We start from the raw sequence: 17613 nt of genomic DNA, 5'->3' as shown, positions 1-17613 counted from the left end.
CCGCCAGGCGCTGACCGACGCGCGCCCCGAACGCGAGCTGAAAGTTGAGCCGGGCGGTGATCGTCGGCGTGGGGCGGTGCGCACCGGAGGCCAGGTAGGCATCCGACGCGCGCACCATCTGCACGACCAGGCTGGCGTAGAGGGCGTGGGTCGCGTCGATGTCCTCGGCGAACCCGTACGCGTAGACGAACGTCGAGTTCGACGCCACGTCGCAGCGCACGTCATTGGCCAGGGCGATCAGCACGAAAAGCTGCACGTACGTCCGCAGCCCCCGGGTGCCCGCCGCACCGATGGTAATGGTGCGCTGCGTCGGGGCCTGCACCGGCGAGCGCTTGGCCGCGTGCGAGCGCGCCACCGCCAGGTCGATCGAGGCCGCCGTCGCCAGCCGCTGCGCGGCGCTCATGAAGGCGTCCGCCTCGTGCGAGTTGTCGGTGCCCTCGGCCTGGCGCAGCAGCGCGGCGATGCGAGCGAGCATCTTGTCGTCGGTCATAGGCACCGCTCCTTCTCATCGCTGCGCTCTGCATCGTCGCCGGCGCGGGTCATGGCGCCAAACTAGCGCAGCGAGACGACACGTCGCCTACAACCGCTTGGAGATCCAGGAGACCACGTCACCGAGCACCTGATCGCGCTCCGGCTCGTTAAAGACCTCGTGGTACAGCCCGGGGTAGACCTTCAGCTCGACGTCGGTGGACCCGACGCATTCGACCAGACGGCGGCTGCCGTCGACGGGGATGAGCCGGTCGTCGGAGCCGTGCACCACGAGCAGCGGCGCCGTCAGCGCCGGCGCGCGCTGCGGCATGGTCTGCCCGACCTCCAGCAGCGCCCGGCCGACGCCCGCCGGGACTTTCCCGTGGTACACCAGCGGGTCGGCGTTGTAGGCGGCCACCACCGCGGGATCCCGCGAGATCGCGGCGACGTCGAGTTCCTGCACCGGCAGGCCCGGCACGACGACGCCGAGCACCTTCGCGGCCAGGATCATGAACGGGGATACCAGCTCCTGGGCCGCGACCGCCGGGGCCGACAGCACCATCATGTCGTAGTTGTCCGGGCGTTCGACGCCGTAGGCGAACACTATCCCACCACCCATGCTGTGCCCGAGGACGATGCACTTCAGGCCCGGGTGCTCCCGGGTGGCGATGCGGACCAGGGTGTCGAAATCCGCCGTGTACTCGGAGATGTCCCGCACCAGCATCCGCTTGCCGCCGGAGCGGCCGTGGCCGCGGTGGTCCAGGGCGTAGGTGACCAGCCCGGCGGCACCGAAGCACTTCGCGACGTAGTCATAGCGGCGGGCGTACTCGCCGAGGCCGTGGGACAGCACGACCACCGCCCGGGGCGCGCCCTCCGGCGTCCAGACGTCGTAGACGATGCGCACGCCGCCGAGGCCGTCGAAGGTGCGTTCAGTGCGCGTAGTCATCACGGGAAGCGTAATCGCTCGGGGGGTGGGCCTCGACGAAGACCGTGTCGAAGACACAACAAAGACACTGTCGGAGACTCTGCGTAGGCTCATCTGACATGGGGCTGCTCACCGAAGACGTAGAGAAATCTGGCGGTGCCCCGGCGCTCGGCGGGGACTTCTCGACCGACGCCGAGCCGTACCGTCGCGAACTGCTGGCGCACTGCTACCGGATGACCGGCTCGCTGCACGACGCCGAGGATCTGGTGCAGGAGACCCTGCTGCGCGCCTGGAAGGCCTACGACCGTTTCGAGGGCAAGTCGTCGATGCGGACCTGGCTGCACCGCATCGCCACCAACACCTGCCTGACCGCGCTGGAGGGCCGTCAACGCCGGCCGTTGCCGACGGGGCTGGGGGCGCCGAGCTCCGACCCCACCGCGGAACTGGTGGAGCGGAGCGAGGTGCCCTGGCTGGAGCCGCTGCCGGAGCTGACGGACGACCCCGCGGACCCGTCGGTCATCGTCGGGTCACGCGAGTCGGTGCGGTTGGCGTTTGTCGCGGCGCTGCAACACCTTTCACCCCGGCAACGGGCGGTGCTGCTGCTGCGCGACGTGCTGCAGTGGAAGGCCGCCGAGGTGGCCGAGGCGATCGGCACCACCACCACCGCCGTCAACAGCCTGCTGCAGCGGGCCCGCACCCAGCTCGAGGCCGTCCAGCCCAGCTCCAGCGACCGGCTGACGCCGCCCGATTCCCCCGAAGCCCAGGACCTGCTGGATCGCTACATCGCGGCGTTCGAGGCCTACGACATCGACCGGCTGGTCGAGTTGTTCACCGCCGAGGCGATCTGGGAGATGCCGCCGTACACCGGCTGGTACCGCGGCCCGCGGGACATCATCACGCTCATCCACCAGCAGTGCCCGGCCGAACATCCCGGCGACATGCGCCTGCTCCCCGTGGTCGCCAACGGCCAGCCCGGCGCGGCCATGTACATGCGCGCCGGTGACGTGCACGTGCCGTTTCAGCTGCACGTCCTCGACGTCAGCGACGGCCGGGTATCGCGGGTGGTGGCCTTCCTCGACGACACACTATTCGAGAAATTCGGGCTGCCCGCTACCGTGTGACGATGCCGAATGCCCCGCTCGTCACGCCCGCGCCCGGGAAGCCGCTGCTGCTGTTGGGCGGCTTCGACATAGCCGAGCTGGGCTATGTCGCCGAGGAATTCTTCGTCTCCGGAACGGCCGCGTCCTACGCGCCCACCGCCGCGCTGGGTCCCGACGGCGACTGGAGCGTAACACCAAGTGGCAGTGCGGAATACACCACGCGGATGGTGGCGCTGACCCCGACCGATCCGGAGCGGTTCAACGGGACGGTGCTGGTGGAATGGCTCAACGTCAGCGGCGGCATCGATGCCCCCGCGGTGTGGATGATGGCGCACCGCGAGATCCTTCGCGCGGGCTACGGCTACGTCGCGGTGTCGGCCCAGAAGGTGGGGGTGGACGGCGGCGGCGAGAACCTGATGGGCTTCGACATGTCCCTGAAGAGCCAGGACCCGGCGCGCTACGCCGCCCTGAGCCACCCGGGCGACGAGTACTCCTACGACATCTTTTCCCAGGCGGGCGACCTCGTCCGCAACGGAGCGCTGGGCGAGCTGCCGGTGCGGCAGGTGGTCGCCCTGGGCGAGTCGCAATCGGCCATGTTCCTGACGACCTACGTCAACGCCGTCGATCCGCTCGCGCAAAGCTACGACGGGTTTTTGGTGCACTCGCGGTTCGGGTCGGCCGCGCCGCTGGACGGCGTTTCCGTCTTCGACGAGTCACACCTCGACATGCCCGAGGCGGTCGCGTTCCGCTCCGACCTGCGCGTCCCGCTCGTCACGATCATCACCGAAACCGACCTGTTCGGCGGCCCGCGGGAAGGCTACTACTTCGCGAGGCAGCCGGACCACGACCGGCTGCGGGTCTGGGAGATCGCCGGGGCAGCACACGCCGACAACTACACGATCCAGGTGGCGCCCATCGACAACGGCTCCGCGCCGCTGGAGGCGATCGTGGCCGCCTACGCGCCGACCAACACGCTGATGGGTCAGCAGCTGGGCCACTACATCAACTTCGCGCCGCAACACCACTACGTGGTGCAGGCGGCCCTCGACGCGCTGAACACCTGGGTCCGCACCGGCGAGCCGGCACCGGCCGGTCCGCCGATCGAGGTCCAGCACGGCGAGCTGCCCCGGCCCGTCCTCGATCCGCACGGCCTGGCCCAGGGCGGCGTCCGGACTCCGTGGGTGGACGTGCCGATCGCCCGCACGTCCGGTATCGCCGAAGCGGAGAGCATCATGGCGGCGATCTTCGGCTCCGGCGAACCGTTCGACGCGGCCACGCGGGACCGGCTCTACCCCGGCGGCGTCGCGCAATACCTCGACGGCTTCACGGCGGCGCTCGACCGCGCGATCGGCTCGGGGTTCATCCTGCCGGCCGACCGCGCCGAGATTCTCGAGCTCGCCGCCGCGACGTTTCCCCAGAACTAAAGGGCGCGTTCAGCTTTCGGCGGCCAGCACGTCGCGCACCGCGGCGTCGGCGGCGCTCAGCAGGTCCGGGTCGATGCCGGCGCGGCCGCGCACCAGGACCGTAGCGCAGTTGGCCACCGGCAGCCCCTCGGCCGGGCACAGGCCGTCGGGAAGCTTGCCGATCATCGGCAGCAGCGCCAACCCGAGCCCGGAGCGCACGGCGGCGTAAAGGCCCGACAGATCACCGCATTCGGCGGCGATTTCGTAAGCGATGCCGTGCCTTTCGAGGACCGAGAAGGCCGGCTCGCGCAACGTGCACGGCTCGGCATAGATCACCAACGGCAGCGGGTCGCCCCGACGAGCGGCGAAAGTCCGCGCCGAAACCCACCTCAGCTGCACGACTCCCGACGCATTGGCGCGGTCGAGCCCCGACCCGTCGAGCATGATCGCCAGGTCCAGCAGGCCCCGGTCGAGGGCGTCGGCCAGCGAGACGTTGCGGTCGAGCCGGAACCGCGGCCGCCGCTCGGGAAGCCGCTCACGCAGCACGCCGGTCAGGGCGGGCAGCATCACGTCCGCGCCGTGCTCGGTCGCCCCGATCGTCAGCAGCCTGTGTTCGGTGGCGCCGAGGTCGTCGAGCGCCGCGTCGTGCGCCTCCAGAATCGCCCGGGCGTGCCGCAGCACCTTCTGACCGACCTCGGTGAACAAGACGCCTCGGCCGGAGCGTTCGACCACCGGTTCACCGACCACGCTCTCCACCTTGCGCAGGTGCTGGCTGACGGCGGACTGACTGAGGTGCAGCGCGGCGGCGGCGCGGTGAAATCCCCCACAGTCGGCCACCGCCACCAGGCTGCGCAGCGGCGCGATATCGAGCACCTGAGCCATACCGACGAACCATAGTCCGATCAGCGAATACGATCAATCGATCGACCTGATCACGTCGAAATTGTTCTGATCTCCGATGATGCGATCAGCATTCGTGATCGATTGCGATCGCTAATAATCGTTGGACGGCGTGGGTCGGCGTCGACGAACATGGGGGCATGGACCTGCCGCGCATGCCGTTGACGACTGCCTCGGCGGTCACCCTGACCTACGCGATCGGTTACCCCATCGGGGCGCTCGCGGTGTCCGCGATGACCCCGATGGCCGTCTTGGTGCTGCGATTCGGTTTGGCCGCAATCATTCTGGCGTGCTGGGCCGCCCTGGCCCGAGCGGCGTGGCCGCGGGGGGCGCAGTTCGGGCACGTCGTCGTCGCGGGTCTGCTGATCCAGGCCGTGCAATTCTGCTGCCTCTACGAGGCGCTGCTGCTCGGCGCGCCGGCGGTGCTCTGCGCGGTAGTCGTCGCGATGAACCCGGTCACCACGACGATCCTGGCCACGATGTTCCTGCGCGAGCGGCTCGGCTCGCGGCGAGTGTTCGCCCTGGCCCTGGGAGTGGTCGCGGTACTGGCCGCGTGCGCCAAGCGGTTGATGAGCACGCACGGCGTCGACCCGGTGATCGCGCTGCTTGTGGTTGCGCTGCTTGGCCTTTCGGCCGGCGGCGTGTACCAGCAGCGGTATTGCGCCGGCGTCGACTTCCGCGCGATGAGCGCGGTGCAGAATGCCGTGGCGCTCATTCCGGCGACCGCGCTGGCGATCCTGACGCCGTTTGCCGTGCACAACGCGACCAAGGCCGCCGTCGCGGTCACCGGCATGGTGCTGCTCAACGCCACGCTGGCGGTCAGCATCTACCTGCGCGCCATCAGCCTGCACGGGGCCGCGCCGGTGGCGATGCTGTTCGCCATCATTCCGGCGGCCGCCGCGGTGCTGTCCTGGCTGATGCTCGGGCAGCGCCCGGACATCGGTGTCGCGATCGGCCTACTCGTCGGGGGCCTGGCGTGCTGGCTCAACAGCGGGGCGTCCCGCCGGCGCCGCGAGACCGACCCGCGGGCCTCGGAGGCGCCGCGGCCATGCTTAGAAGAGGCGGCTGTCCGGTGACGGGCCCGGCACCGGGCGGACCAGCCCGGCGCCGGTGATCAGCGGCAGATTCAGCGCGGACAGCAGCCCGGGTCGGGCCGCGCACACCGCCGGGATCGCGTTGACCATCCGGGACGCCCCGGCAATGCGCGCGCCGAGGTCGTGGTCGCCACCCTCGGCCATCTCGAATTCGCAACGCATGGTGGGCGATCCCTCGATCTCGACGCGATAGAGGCCGCGACCGGACGCCTGGCCGTAGCCGAGGTCCTTCGGCGGGATGCTGATGTGCGGCTGTGGCCAGTCCGGCGCGAGGTCGTCGCGCATCCGCGTCACGTGGTCGAGGACGAACGTCGCCTTGTCGCCGACATATCCGGTCAGCGTCGAGCGCATCGCCGCGATGGTTCCCGCCGGGATGTGCCCGGTGGGCGTGTCGAACGACTCGGGGGCGACGACGCGTTCGTTGGCCTCCTCGATGCGGTCGATCTTGACGCCGAGCCCCGCGGCGAGCTGGTGCAGCACCGGCCCCCAGCCGAAGGTGAATATTCCGGGCTGCGCCGCGAAGGCCTGGTACTCCGGCGGCTTGCCGAACCCGAGGATCTCGTAGACGGCGGCCCGGTCCGGGTAGGTGGCGTAGTTGAACATCTCCGTCACCCGCACCGATTCGATCACCCGCGATACCCCCGAAAGCACGAGCGGCAGAACATCGTTCGCGAAGCCGGAGTCGATCCCGGTGGTGAAGAACGACGCACCGCCGTCGAGCGCGGCGCGCCTCAACGGGTCGGTGAACGCGCCGGCCTCCTCCCCTAACCCGTCGGGATATACCAGCGGCACCACCGAACACGACACCACGTTCTTCCCGGCCTGCAGGATCGACGCCATGTCCTCGACGGCTTCCAGCGGGCGCAGGTTGGCCCCGGCGGCGTACACCACCGCGTCGGCCTCGCCGGCGATCATCGCCGAAGGGTCCTGGGTCGCGACCACCCCCACCGGCGCGATTCCGCACAGCTCGCCGGCGTCGCGACCCGCCTTGGCGTCGCTGTGCACGACGACGTCGACCAGCTCCAGCTCAGGGTGGTCGATCACCCCGCGCAGGGCGATCAGGCCCATGGAGCCCGGGCCCCAAACCCCTACCTTCAACACTGCGATTCTCCTATTATTAGGACGCTTATCGTTAGATTTCGGACGGATCGTAAGGAGCTTCGCGTGGGCGAGTCAACCGCCAAATCACCGCCCACCGCCCGCGTGATGGATGTGCTTGCGGCCCTGGCAGATTCACCGAGCGGGCGCACGTCGGCCCAGCTGGCGAAGGCCTGCTCGATCAGCACGTCGACCTGCGCCTTGGTGCTCGCCGAGCTGGAACGGCGTGCCTGGGTGGCGCGGCACGAGGACCGCCGCTATGTGCTGGGCAGCGGCCTGTTCAGCTTGGTGCACGGGCTGCGGACGCAGTTCCCGCTGCTGGACCGCGGGCGCGACGCGCTGCGCTTCCTGCACGAGGCGCTCGGCGCAGGCTGCTCGCTGTCGAAGATCGGCGAGCGCCAGCTGACCACCGTCGACGCCGTCGGCCACGGCACCGACGGCGAACACGCCGTCGGGCAGCGCTTCCCGATCGACCCGCCGTTCGGCCTGGTCGCGATGGCCTGGCGCGACGACGACTTCGTCGACGCCTGGCTGCACCGCGTCGTGCCGCGGCTGACGCGCACCGAGGTGACCCAGCATCGGCGGGTGCTGGCCGACATCCGCACCCGCGGTTACGGCGCGTGGCGGTTCGACGACACCCACCGCTCGCTGCATCACCGGCTGGCCGACGTGCTGGCCTCGCTGGAACCGACCGCGCGAGTGACCCGCCAACTGACCACGCTGATGACCATGGTGACGCTGCGATCGGTCACCGACTCACTCGAAACCGAGCTGGCTACAACGGAATTCGTCGTGTTGCCGATCTTCGGCCGGGACAGGCAACCGGAGTACCAGATCGAGATCCACCTGGGCCGTCCGACCGGGTTGACGCTGGAAGCGCTGGATTCGGCGCTGCGGCACGCGCAGGAAATATTGGCCTAGGCTAGAGCTCATGCCCGCCACCGTCGACGTCCGCCGGGCGGCCGACCGGGCCGTCACCACGACGCCCTGGCTGAAATCCCGGCACTCGTTCTCGTTCGGCGACCACTATGACCCCGACAACACCCACCACGGGCTGCTGCTGGTCAACAATGACGACATCGTCGAGCCGGGAACGGGATTCGACACCCACCCCCACCGCGACATGGAGATCGTGACCTGGGTGCTGAGCGGAGAGCTGACCCACCGCGACTCCGCCGGTCACCACGGGACCATTTATCCCGGCCTGGCCCAACGCATGTCGGCGGGTAGCGGCATCCTGCACTCGGAGAAGAACGATTCCCGCACCGAGCCAGTCCATTTCGTGCAGATGTGGGTAGTCCCCGACGAGGCCGGCATCGACCCCAGTTACCAACAGCACGAGATCGACCCCGGGCTACTGGACGCCGGACTTGTGACCATCGCCTCAGGCATACCGGGTAATGAGGCGGCCATCACTCTGCACAACCGCAACGCCGCGCTGCATGTCGCGCGGCTGCAGCCCGGCGACTCCGTTGACCTGCCGCAGGCTCCCTACCTGCATCTATTCACCGCGCGAGGCCGGATTCAAGCGGCGGAAATCGGCGATCTCACCGAGGGTGACGCGGTCCGATTCGCCGACGCCGAGGCACCGCGGGTGACGGCGAGCGAGCCATCGGAGCTGTTGATCTGGGAGATGCACGCGGCGTTGGGAGTTTGAGGGCACCCGGCCAACACATAGAGTGGGCACGACAGACAGGAGCCCGCATGTCTCAATCGCAGCCGCGGCACGCGGCGCCGAACCCCAAGCGAAATATCAAGGCAGTTCGGACCGTGCGGTTCTGGTCACTCCCCATCGTCGTCACGCTGGCGCTCATGTCGGCGCTGTGCGCGCTGTACCTCGGGGGCATCCTGAACCCGATGACCAACCTGCGGCATTTCCCGATCGCGGTGGTGAACGAGGACGCCGGCCCGGCCGGCGCGCAGATTACCGACGGCCTGGTTGCCGGGTTGGACAAGAACAAGTTCGACGTCCGGGTGGTGCCCCACGACGAGGCGCAACGACTGTTGGACACCGCACACGTCTACGGGGAGTTGGTCATTCCGCCCACCTTCTCGTCCAACCTTCACGAGTTCGGCGCCAGCGCGGTCACGCCGGGTCGCACGACGCGTCCCTCGGTCACCATCTCCACCAACCCGCGGGCGGGCACCCTCGGCGCCAGTATCGCCGGCCAGACGCTGACCCAGGCGATGGCGGTGGCCAATGGCAGGGTGGGCCAACGGCTTTCGGCGGATGTCGCGGCCGAGACCGGGGGCGCGCCGCTGACCGGCGTGTCGGCGCTGGCCCTGGCCAACCCGATCGACGTCAAGTCCGGCGTCTACAACGCCCTGCCGAACGGCACCGGCAACGGGCTGTCGGCGTTCTACTTCGCGCTCTTGCTGCTGCTGGCGGGCTTTACCGGCAGCGTCGTGGTCAGCACGCTGGTCGACGCGCTGCTCGGCTACGTGCCGGCGGAGTGGGGCCCGGTGTACCGCTTCGCCGAGCAGGTCAAGATCTCGCGATTCCAGACGCTGCAATTGAAGTGGGCCATCATGACGCTGCTGGCGCTGCTGACGTCGGGCGTGTACCTGGCCATCGCGCACGGGCTGGGCATGCCGATCCCGCTCGGCTGGCAACTGTGGGCGTACGGGGTCTTCGCGATCATCGCGGTCGGCATCACGTCGAGTTCCATACTGTCGGTGCTGGGTTCGATGGGCCTGCTGGTCAGCATGCTGATCTTCGTGATCCTCGGGCTACCGTCCGCGGGAGCCACCGTCCCGCTGGAGGCCACGCCGCCGTTCTTCCGCTGGGCCGCCAAATTCGAGCCGATGCACCAGGTTTTCCTCGGCGTGCGCTCGCTGGTCTATCTCAACGGCCGCGCGGATGCCGGTCTGTCCCAGGCGTTGTGGTTGACAGGCATCGGGCTGGCCATCGGCCTGCTGCTCGGCGGCATCGTCACGCACCTCTACGACCGCAAGGGTTTCCACCGCATCCCGGGGGCGGTCGAGCTGGCAATCGCCGCGGAACACCAGGCCCAGCACCAGGCGCGGGTGCAAAAGCGCGAGCGCCCCGACGCGGAGGCCGCCGAAGCTCCGACCGACACCCCCGCCGAGGCGGAGAGCGAAAGCCCAAGCAGGCAAACGTAATTCGAGTGCGGCCGAAGCGTCACGCGTTCGTTATCGAAGTTGACAGTGTGACTGGTGTGACTGATGCTATGTATGTTGCATAGCTATCAGTGCCGAAAGGTCCATCGTGCTGACGCCCCTCGCCAGCTTGCGCCGGCTGGCGGCCTGCTGCACCGCGGTCCTCGCGTGCGCCGTGCTGGCGAGCACCACCGGACAACCCGTCGCCCACGCCGCTGACGGCCGCGACCTGCTCGCCAGCGCCATCGAGACCACCAAGGGCTCGTACCTGGTCTACAACTTCGGCCCCGGTCACCCCACGCCCATGCTCAACGCCGGCGGCAGCTGGTACGAGATGAACAACGGCGGGCACCTGATGGTCATCAAGAACGCGGCGGGGCGCCTCGCGCCGCACCTCCTGGTGGATAGCCACCAGGGCGATCAGGCGCGCTGCGAGAACAATCCCGGTGCCCGGACCGGCGAGGGGCTGTGGCAGGCGTCGGAGGTCTACGCGCCGCTGCAGGCGTGGCAGCGGATGGGCCAGCCGACGATCGCGATCAACGCCAACTTCTTCGACATCCGCCCGCAGAAGGGCGGCTCCTGGCGCGAGACGGGCTGCAGCTCTCCGCTGGGCGCGTTCGTCGACAACACGCACGGGCAGGGCCGGGCGAACCAGGCGGTCACCGGCACGGTCGCGTACCCGGGCAAGCAGGGCCTGTCCGGCGGCGGCGAAAGTTGGAGCGCCCTGTCGACGATGATCCTGCCGTCCGGTGGCGCGCCGTATGTGTTGCGCGCCAGAAGCCCTCAGGACTATGACGTCGCCACCCCGGTGGTCGCCGACCTGCTGAACCGCAACGAGCGGTTCGTCGCGGTGTCCGGGATCGGCCTGTTGTCCCCCGGCAAGACCGGGCAGCTCAACGACGGCGGCCCCAGCGCGGCGCGCACGGCCCTCGCGTATGTGAAGCAAAGAGACGAGATGTACATCTTCGAGGGCGGCAGCTACACGCCGGACAACATCCAGGACCTGTTCCGCGGGCTGGGTAGCGACACCGCGGTCCTGCTGGACGGCGGCGGCTCGTCGGCGATCGTGCTGCGGCGTGACACCGGCGGCATGTGGGCCGGCGCCGGCTCACCGCGCGGATCGTGCGACACCCGGCAGGTGCTGTGCGACTCCCACGAGCGCGCGCTGCCCAGCTGGCTGGCCTTCAACTAGCGGTCGATGGCGCCTTCGGACCGTAGCGAAAGATCAGCAGGCTCGTCGCCACCACCGCGGCCGTGACCGCGAACACCGGGGCGACGACGAATCGCGACATCGTGGCCCCGACCAACGCTCCCGCGCACATCGTGAAAACGACGCTGAAGCGCAGCTTTTCGCGCTCGCCCGTGCCGCCGGCGAGATGGCTGTCCAGACCGAGGCTGACGATGGTCGACGTCAGCACCGTGGTGGACAGTTCCTGAATCCCGAACTGGCGCGCGCTGGAATGCTGCAGGCCGAAGGTCACCGCGAGCATGCCGATCATGATCAGCTTGGTGTTGTCGTGGTAGTGCAGCACACCCGCGCCGGCCAGAATCGACAAGGCGAGCAACAACACGATTTCGGTGGCCAGCACCGTGCTGATCCACGACCGCGTCCGCTGGTCGAAATGCCTTGCCAGCCGGCCACTGACGATCGTGGTGCAGACGAAGGTGGGCAGGGCCACCACGACCGCCGTCAGGTCGATGCTGGTTCTCGGGGCCAGCCAGAAGCCGAGGAAGATCACGTTGCCGGTCATGTTCGCCACGAAGACGTGGCCGAGCACCAGGATGCTGATCGCGTCCGCGAGGCCGGTGGCGAAGGTCAGCAACAGCAGCGCGGCAACGGTCGAGCGCTCGGAGACCGGGGAGGCAACGGCCATGGGCTGCTTGGGGATCCGGTGCGCTAGACGTGCGGTGTCAGGTCCAGCGAGGTGATGGTCGTCATCCTCGTCACCAGCCAGTGGCCGTTCGTGCGCTTCATGAACAGCCGGTAGGACAGGTACTTCAGCGACGGGATGTTCTTGGTCAGCGGGCTGGTGGACGTGGTGTTGGTGTAGACGATGACGACGGCGTTCGGGTCGTCCAGCGATTCGACCGCCGCGCCGGTCACTTCGGTGCTGTTGGTGACCTTGGCCTGCTTGTTGGGGCCCACGATCGCGTCGACGAATTTGCGGTACTGGGCCTCGAAGTCACCGCTGAGGTAGGCGGCGGCCCGATCGGCGAGGCCGTCCATGTTCTCCGGGGTGTAGGTCCACAGCGTGGTGATCGCGTTGGCCGCCGTGCGCGCCACCTTCAATTTCGTTGCGGCCGTAGCGCGATCGGTCAAATACGGCTGCACCGCCGCACCAGCGAACGCCGCGGAGCCGACGAACAGCAGGGCGGCCACGGCGATGGTGATGGCGAGCCGCTTGCCGGCCAGGATCTTGCGCCGGGGGCGTCGAGCGGGCTTGGTCTCCGCCGCCTCCTCGCCCTCGCTCGCTGCGGATTCAGTTGCCGGCTCGGCGCTTTCGTCGGGCTCCGCGTCGGGCTCGACGGCGGTGGCCTCGACGGCGGTGGCTTCGACGTCCTCGTTCGTGGGTTCGTCCGTCGTCGCCGCGGCGGCGGTCAGATCACCTGTATCAGGTTGCTGATCTTCCACTGATTCCCTTCCTGCGTGACGGTTGCCATCCAACGATTGGTGTTGTCGAATACCTGCTTTTCGTCCGGCGACTTGGAGGTCACGTCGGTGGCCACCATCACGGTGGCGGTGCCGTCATCGTTCCACCGTTCCAGGCCCGCGCCCAGGACGGTGCCCGTCGCGGGCTCGGCCCGGGCCACCTGGAGCAGGATTTCGTTGGCCTTCTCGTGGTACTGCTTGGCGAATTCGCCGGTGGCCTGGGCCATTACCCGCGTCACATAGTCGTTGGCATGGTACGGGTCGATCGACGTGAACTGCGCCATGAACCCCGACACATAGCTGAGCACCTGGCGCTCCTTGGCGGCGGTGCGCACCCGCGATTGATGCGAGATCAGCATCAGGGTGCACGCCACGATCGACGCGACCATCAGCACCGCGGCGGCCACGCCGGCCGCCGGCTGCCACCAGGGTCGCCCCGGCGGCACCGGGCGCGCGACGAGCAGCGGTTCCTCGCCCGGCTCAAACTTGCGGCGGGGGCTCATTTTCCGTTCCCGGGCGGTTTCGGCCTGGTCAGCACGGTGAGGTCGTCGACGCGCCAATGCTGGTCCGCGCCTTTAGCGAATTGCACCCGGACGGTGGCGCTGATCGCGCGCTCGTCGGGCCCGACGCCGCGCCGGCCCTGCAGGAACAACAGCATCGTCGCCCGGTCCGGCGTGGCGGATTGGACCGACCCGTCGGTGGGCCAGTACTCGTTGACGACGGGATTGCCCTTCTCGACCACGTCCTGCTGCGCCGCCAGCTGACCCCGGTACTTGTCGGTCGCCAGCGACCGGGCCCGAGCGAAGTCGTCGCGCAACGACTTTGGGTCGTACGTCAACATCTGCGCCACCATCTTGGGCCCCTGCGCCTGGATCTCTGCCCTGGCTTGATCGCTGGCCCGGTCGCGCGAGAACACCACCAGGTAGCTCACCGCGGCGCCGGCGACACACACCACCGCCGCGGTCAGGACCGCCACCGCCGTCCAGCGCCGCAACTTGGGCAGCGCCTCGTCGGATTCGACGCGGCGCACTTCGGTGCCCAGCAGCATGTCGGCGAACGTGCGGCGCAGCGAATCCCACAGCGGCCAAAGCCATCCCACCACCGACACGGTGTCCAGCAGGTGGGCCAGGTCCCGCAGCAGCAATCCCCACGGCCCGATGGCCGTGCCGTCGCGGCGCACCACCCCGATTCCGAACAAGCCGCGTCCCAGGCTCCAGCCCGTGACGGTCGGCAACAGCAACCGGTTGACCAACATCAGCAGGATGGCGAGGCCGGCGACCGAGACGCAGACCCACCACCACACCGGATGCTGATCCACGGTCCAGGCGACCAACGCCATGGTCACCGCGACGGCGATGCACGGGACGACGTCGACGGCGAACGCGGCCGCGCGAACGTGCCAGCGGGCCAAGGCATCCCGCGGAGACTCCGGTGTGGCCGCCGTGGTGTCTGCCCGAGCCTGGATCTCCTCGACCACCACCGTCACTTCGTCACCTGGTCGAGCTTGGAAATCCGGTACTGCCCTTCGGCGTATGCCATCTTCACCCGCAGGCGGTAGCCGGTCTCCTTTTGCGACTGATCGCTTGCGACCTTGACGCGCATAGCGACGAGCACGTCGACCGAGCCGTCGTCGTTGTTGCGCTCCACCGCCGCACGCACATCGGCCACCTGAACGTGGACGTTCGCGGCCTGATAGGCCTGGACGACCATGTTGGTGTACAGCAGCGCCTGGGAGCGGAACGCATCGGTGCCGCACTCGATGATCTTCTGTTCGCTCTGAACCATGGCGTTGGTGTCGGGCGCCTGGGTCGCCGACACACAATCCACCGCCGCCTTTAGCGCGGCCGCGTCGTTGCGCGCGATGACCTGGCTCTGCTGGTGATAACGCAGCGCGAAGTAACTACCGACCCCGAGGCCGGCGGCCGACAGCACGAGCGCCGCGGCGATGCCGGAGAGCCACCCGCGCCCCAAGCGCGACGGACGACGTTCGACGCCCGCGGGCGCCTCGGCGGATTCGGCCTCGGATTGAGCGTCGGCTTCGGCCCCGGCGGATTCGGCCTCGGATTCAGCGTCGGCTTCAAGCTCGGATTCGGCCTCGGGTTCGGGTGTGGCTTCCGGCGACTCCACGTCCGCGGGCGACTCCTCGTCCGTCACCTGCGTGGCCGTCTCGTCGTCAGCAGCCGCCGGCTCCTGATGAATCTTCGGACTTGATCTCTGGGAGGGCTTGCGCAGTCGACGAAACCTCGGCATGGGTGGGGGGTTCAGCCGGCCGGCGCCAGCATCTCCTTCCATCCGTCGTCTCCTGTTTTCGTCGAGTTCTCGACGGAGTATTTCACTCCATCCGGCCCCACCAGCTCACCGCTCTGCGGACTGTAGATGGCGGCGGGGGGCCCGCTCGGAGTGTAGACACACGGGTTGGGCTGTTGGCCGTTGCACTGCACGGTGCCGCTTCCCGGGCGTGACAAGGGGTCGCTGGTCGGCGGCGGCGTGCCTGGTACCCGGTCCGACGGAGCCGGGTTGAGTCCGTTGTTGATGGACGGCGCCGGAATCACCATGCCGGGGCGCACCGACTGATCGCAGCGCGCCGCCGGGGCGGGGCAGGTCAGGATCTGGTTCGGGTCGCCGTACCAGGGGTTGGTGCCCGCCGGAACGTAGGGCCTCGGGTCGCGGCATTCCCGCGGGGTGGCGGCCCGCTTGCCGGGGATATCGGTACACGGAATGTTGCGCGAACCGCGCACGCTGTTGGCCGGTGTCTCCATCGGAATCTTGCAGTACGTGCCCGACGGCAACGGCGCCAGGTTGGTGTCCGCCGGCGACCGCCACTCCTGAGCCGGAATGAAGCCGGTCAGACACGGCGGGGGCTGGTTGATCGACAACGCCAGGTCGAGCGCGGCCTGGTTCGGGAACGGCGCGGCCACCGTCTGCGCGATGGAGGCGCCCTGGGGCAGGAACACGAAGACCTGCTCGACGCCGGTGTGGTAGCGCTTGAGCAGGTCGAACACGACCTCGAGGTTCGCCAGCGTCTGCGGCAGCGAGTCGCGGACGTCGTTGAAGACCTCGTTGACCTGATCGGCGGTCGGGGCGGCCTGGCGCAGCACGCTGCGCACATGGCTGTCCTCCCGCGCGGCCTGCGCGGCCAGGTTGTTCAGGTTGCGTGCCCACCGCTCGATCGCGGCGTTGGAGTCGACCTGGCTGTCCAGGACCGGCCCGGAGTTCTGGATGATGTCGTTGACGTTGGTGATGTTGGTCTTGAAGTCACCGACGATCGCCTGGGTGGAGTCGACCAACCGCTGCAGGGCCGGCCCCAACCCGCCGACTGCCTGTGCCGTCTCGTCGAGCAGCTGGCCGATCTTCTCCTTGGGCAACACGGCAAGACCCCGGTTGGCGGTGTCCAGCGCCGGCCCGATCTCGCTGGGCACGGTGCCGTGGGTGATGGTCTGCCCGTCGGCGAGGTCCTTGCCCGGGTTGCCGGTCGACACCAGGTCCAGGTACTGCTCACCGACCGCCGACACCGAGTGCACGTTCGCGACCGCGTCGACCGGGATCTTGTAGCGGCTGTCGATGCTCATCGTCGCCTTGGCGCCGTTCTCGGTGGGCTCGACGTCGGTGACCTTGCCGATGGTGATGCCGCGATAGGTCACGTTGGCCGTCGGGTACAGGCCGCCCGAGGCGGGCAGGTCGGCCTTGAGCGTGTAGCGGCCGACGCCGATCAGGCTCGGAACCTGCAGGTAGTAGATGCCGAGCACGAGTATCGAGATGACCGTCAGGATCCCGAAGGCGATCAGTTGGCGTCGGACGAAGGGAGTCAGCAATTCCGGTCCGCCCTTTCCACCAAGGGCCCGCCGGGGGCGTCGTTCGGGTTGGGCGTGTAGCGGACGTCCGGGACCATCGACTCCGGGTCCCGCCCGTAGGACTGCTCGAGCGCCCGCAGCGCCCCCGACAACCCGGTTCCCGTCAGGAACGCGTTGTCGATCGCGCTCCAGGTGACGTCCAGCGTGATCGAAATGTTCTGGTAGTCACCGCGCATCAGCTTCGGAATGGTCTCGATGTCGTAGGGCTGCGTCAGGATCAACTTCAGCGCTCCGATCAGATACGGCGACGCCCGGCCGAGCTCCCTGAGCGGGCACTGCAGCGACTGCAGGTCCTGGTGCAGGGGCCCCCTCGCCTCCGACAGGTACTGATCGGCGGCCGCGCTGAGTCGTCCCACCGAGTCCACGGCGTTGATCAGCAGCTGCTTGGTGTCGGCGAAATGCTTGATCAGCGGCGGAATGTCGGTCAGAACTCGATCGAGGACGTCCGCCCGATTGCCCACGTAGCTCAGCAGCCGGTTGGTGGAGTCGATGGCGTGGGTGATGTCATCGCGCTGCTGGTTGACCTGGGTGACGAAGGTGTCCAGCTTGCCCAGGAAGGCGCGAATCTGGTTGCCCCGCCCGTTGAAGATGTTGAAGACCTCGTTCTGCAGCACCTCCAAGTTGGGGATGCCGCCACCGCGCAGGATCAGCGACAGGCTGGCCAGGGTCTGCTCGGTGGTGGGGAATGCGGAGGAGTTCTTCAGCGGAATGGTGTCGCCGTTTTTCAGCAGCTCCGGCGACGGGTTGGGCGGCGCGGCCAGCTCCACGTGCTGCGAACCCAGCAGCGAGGTCTGGCCGATCTTGGCGGTGGCGTTCTTCGGCAGCTTGACGCTCTTGTCGATGCCCAGCGTCAGCGTCGCCACCCAGTTCTTCAGGTTGATCGCCTTGATGGAACCGACGAACACGTCGGCGACCATCACCTTGCTGTTGCCGTTGATCGCGAGCGTGTCCGGCATCTGCACATAGAGGGTGTAGGACCCGCCGCCGCTGCCCGGGCCGCCCGG

At 68.5% G+C, this 17613-nt stretch carries 17 protein-coding genes and 1 pseudogene; 7 read left to right on the top strand and 11 right to left on the bottom strand.

Annotated features, from left to right (window positions below; translation table 11 throughout):
- Positions 1 to 490: DUF2786 domain-containing protein (locus N415_RS30085; protein ID WP_068189897.1), on the bottom strand; the 490-nt coding region annotated here is incomplete at its 3' end.
- Between the two features lie 87 nt (positions 491 to 577).
- Positions 578 to 1417 (bottom strand): alpha/beta hydrolase, encoded by an 840-nt coding sequence (locus tag N415_RS30080; RefSeq protein ID WP_152531651.1) that lies wholly within the window; start codon positions 1415 to 1417, stop codon positions 578 to 580.
- A gap of 10 nt (positions 1418 to 1427) precedes the next feature.
- Between N415_RS30080 and N415_RS30075 the strand changes: the two are divergent.
- Together N415_RS30075 and N415_RS30070 are read left to right on the top strand one after the other, a co-directional pair.
- A pseudogene (locus N415_RS30075) lies at positions 1428 to 2514 on the top strand (sigma-70 family RNA polymerase sigma factor).
- Positions 2515 to 2516: 2 nt separating this feature from the next.
- The gene (locus N415_RS30070) at positions 2517 to 3917 is read left to right on the top strand and encodes an alpha/beta hydrolase domain-containing protein (RefSeq protein ID WP_068189886.1); all 1401 of its coding nucleotides are present in this window, start codon (positions 2517 to 2519) and stop codon (positions 3915 to 3917) included.
- A 9-nt stretch (positions 3918 to 3926) separates the two neighbouring features.
- Here N415_RS30070 and N415_RS30065 read toward each other — a convergent pair whose 3' ends face one another.
- On the bottom strand, positions 3927 to 4778 hold the full coding sequence (locus tag N415_RS30065) for a LysR family transcriptional regulator (RefSeq protein WP_068189883.1): 852 nt from the start codon (positions 4776 to 4778) through the stop codon (positions 3927 to 3929).
- 173 nt (positions 4779 to 4951) lie between these two features.
- Between N415_RS30065 and N415_RS30060 the strand changes: the two genes are divergently transcribed.
- Complete coding sequence (locus tag N415_RS30060) at positions 4952 to 5872, top strand: DMT family transporter (RefSeq protein WP_068189901.1); 921 nt, start codon at positions 4952 to 4954, stop codon at positions 5870 to 5872.
- Here the strand turns inward: N415_RS30060 and N415_RS30055 are convergent.
- Entirely contained in the window at positions 5849 to 6991 is a 1143-nt protein-coding gene (locus N415_RS30055) for a dihydrodipicolinate reductase (RefSeq protein WP_081665611.1), read from the bottom strand. The two genes, N415_RS30060 and N415_RS30055, sit on opposite strands and share 24 nt — an antisense overlap.
- Positions 6992 to 7096: 105 nt before the next feature.
- On the opposite strand from N415_RS30055, the gene N415_RS30050 reads away from it, so the two are divergent.
- The 4 genes from N415_RS30050 to N415_RS30035 all read left to right on the top strand — a co-directional run bounded on the left by N415_RS30050 (position 7097) and on the right by N415_RS30035 (position 11300).
- Positions 7097 to 7909 (top strand): MarR family transcriptional regulator, encoded by an 813-nt coding sequence (locus N415_RS30050; protein ID WP_068189899.1) that lies wholly within the window; start codon positions 7097 to 7099, stop codon positions 7907 to 7909.
- A 10-nt stretch (positions 7910 to 7919) separates the two neighbouring features.
- A complete protein-coding gene (locus N415_RS30045; RefSeq protein ID WP_068189879.1) occupies positions 7920 to 8645 on the top strand; it encodes a pirin-like bicupin family protein in 726 nt (241 codons plus the stop codon).
- 47 nt (positions 8646 to 8692) lie between these two features.
- A complete protein-coding gene (locus N415_RS30040) occupies positions 8693 to 10111 on the top strand; it encodes a YhgE/Pip domain-containing protein (protein ID WP_068189875.1) in 1419 nt (472 codons plus the stop codon).
- Between the two features lie 79 nt (positions 10112 to 10190).
- Positions 10191 to 11300 carry a phosphodiester glycosidase family protein gene (locus N415_RS30035; RefSeq protein WP_152531650.1) on the top strand — a complete coding sequence of 370 codons (1110 nt, stop codon included), beginning with the start codon at positions 10191 to 10193 and terminating at the stop codon, positions 11298 to 11300.
- Here N415_RS30035 and N415_RS30030 read toward each other — a convergent pair.
- The 7 genes from N415_RS30030 to N415_RS30000 form a co-directional block, all read right to left on the bottom strand.
- Complete coding sequence (locus N415_RS30030) at positions 11293 to 11982, bottom strand: YoaK family protein (RefSeq protein ID WP_068189868.1); 690 nt, start codon at positions 11980 to 11982, stop codon at positions 11293 to 11295. The genes N415_RS30035 and N415_RS30030 overlap by 8 nt on opposite strands.
- A 23-nt stretch (positions 11983 to 12005) precedes the next feature.
- Positions 12006 to 12740, bottom strand: a complete 735-nt coding sequence (locus N415_RS30025; RefSeq protein WP_068189865.1) for a mammalian cell entry protein — start codon at positions 12738 to 12740, stop codon at positions 12006 to 12008.
- The gene (locus N415_RS30020) at positions 12707 to 13261 is read right to left on the bottom strand and encodes a mammalian cell entry protein (RefSeq protein WP_068189862.1); all 555 of its coding nucleotides are present in this window, start codon (positions 13259 to 13261) and stop codon (positions 12707 to 12709) included. The genes N415_RS30025 and N415_RS30020 overlap by 34 nt, the downstream gene beginning before the upstream one ends.
- Entirely contained in the window at positions 13258 to 14244 is a 987-nt protein-coding gene (locus tag N415_RS30015) for an RDD family protein (RefSeq protein WP_068189856.1), read from the bottom strand. The genes N415_RS30020 and N415_RS30015 overlap by 4 nt, the downstream gene beginning before the upstream one ends.
- Positions 14241 to 15050 (bottom strand): Mce protein, encoded by an 810-nt coding sequence (locus N415_RS32100; protein WP_161630368.1) that lies wholly within the window; start codon positions 15048 to 15050, stop codon positions 14241 to 14243. The genes N415_RS30015 and N415_RS32100 overlap by 4 nt, the downstream gene beginning before the upstream one ends.
- Positions 15020 to 16570 (bottom strand): MlaD family protein, encoded by a 1551-nt coding sequence (locus N415_RS30005; protein ID WP_068189850.1) that lies wholly within the window; start codon positions 16568 to 16570, stop codon positions 15020 to 15022. The genes N415_RS32100 and N415_RS30005 overlap by 31 nt, the downstream gene beginning before the upstream one ends.
- A partial coding sequence (locus N415_RS30000) for a virulence factor Mce family protein (RefSeq protein ID WP_068189849.1) occupies positions 16564 to 17613 on the bottom strand: 1050 nt, incomplete at its 5' end. The genes N415_RS30005 and N415_RS30000, both read right to left, overlap by 7 nt.

This window comes from Mycobacterium sp. UM_CSW, from assembly GCF_000455205.1.
In the GTDB taxonomy this organism is placed as follows: domain Bacteria; phylum Actinomycetota; class Actinomycetes; order Mycobacteriales; family Mycobacteriaceae; genus Mycobacterium.
The sequence above is the reverse complement of the archived record's forward strand: the minus strand, read 5'-3'. Positions and strand labels throughout refer to the sequence as shown.

What these genes read in the sequence shown, in the direction of transcription:
- N415_RS30030 (WP_068189868.1), bottom strand. Translation starts at nt 11,982, where the DNA reads ATGGCCGTTGCCTCCCCGGTCTCCGAGCGCTCGACCGTTGCCGCGCTG.
- N415_RS32100 (WP_161630368.1), bottom strand. Translation starts at nt 15,050, where the DNA reads ATGGAAGGAGATGCTGGCGCCGGCCGGCTGAACCCCCCACCCATGCCG.
- N415_RS30045 (WP_068189879.1), top strand. Translation starts at nt 7,920, where the DNA reads ATGCCCGCCACCGTCGACGTCCGCCGGGCGGCCGACCGGGCCGTCACC.
- N415_RS30070 (WP_068189886.1), top strand. Translation starts at nt 2,517, where the DNA reads ATGCCGAATGCCCCGCTCGTCACGCCCGCGCCCGGGAAGCCGCTGCTG.
- N415_RS30020 (WP_068189862.1), bottom strand. Translation starts at nt 13,261, where the DNA reads ATGAGCCCCCGCCGCAAGTTTGAGCCGGGCGAGGAACCGCTGCTCGTC.
- N415_RS30060 (WP_068189901.1), top strand. Translation starts at nt 4,952, where the DNA reads ATGCCGTTGACGACTGCCTCGGCGGTCACCCTGACCTACGCGATCGGT.
- N415_RS30040 (WP_068189875.1), top strand. Translation starts at nt 8,693, where the DNA reads ATGTCTCAATCGCAGCCGCGGCACGCGGCGCCGAACCCCAAGCGAAAT.
- N415_RS30065 (WP_068189883.1), bottom strand. Translation starts at nt 4,778, where the DNA reads ATGGCTCAGGTGCTCGATATCGCGCCGCTGCGCAGCCTGGTGGCGGTG.
- N415_RS30050 (WP_068189899.1), top strand. Translation starts at nt 7,097, where the DNA reads ATGGATGTGCTTGCGGCCCTGGCAGATTCACCGAGCGGGCGCACGTCG.